Origin of the sequence: Microbacterium karelineae, assembly GCF_009745985.1 — a bacterium.
Lineage (GTDB): Bacteria > Actinomycetota > Actinomycetes > Actinomycetales > Microbacteriaceae > Microbacterium > Microbacterium karelineae.
This window is the reverse complement of the sequence record NZ_WFIX01000124.1, coordinates 1-386: the sequence shown is the minus strand read 5'-3', so window position 1 is coordinate 386 and position 386 is coordinate 1. Positions and strand designations below refer to the sequence as shown.

The window sequence follows — 386 nt, the reverse complement described above, 5'->3', positions numbered from 1 at the left end:
TTATCGGTTCTCTTTATAATGCTTACACAGGTATTGATGCATCTCTTTTCGAAATCAACCCTGTATTAAAAACTTCCGATAACAAAATTATCGCTGTAGATGCTAAAGTAACTTTAGATGACAACTCATTGTTCCGTCACAAAGACTTAGCAGAACTGAGAGATACAAGAGAAGAAGATCCAATGGATGTAGAAGCTGGTGAAGCAGGTCTTAACTTCGTAAAACTTGATGGTAACGTTGCTTGTATGGTAAACGGAGCTGGTCTTGCAATGGCGACTATGGATATCATCAAATTATCTGGTGGTAACCCTGCAAACTTCCTTGACGTAGGTGGTACTGCAGATGCTCAGAGAGTACAGACTGCTTTCGGAATCATCTTAAGAGAT

1 pseudogene is annotated in these 386 nt (G+C 39.6%); it reads left to right on the top strand.

What is annotated here, in order from left to right:
* Nucleotides 1-386: pseudogene (locus GB932_RS22195) on the top strand (ADP-forming succinate--CoA ligase subunit beta); the annotation flags it as partial.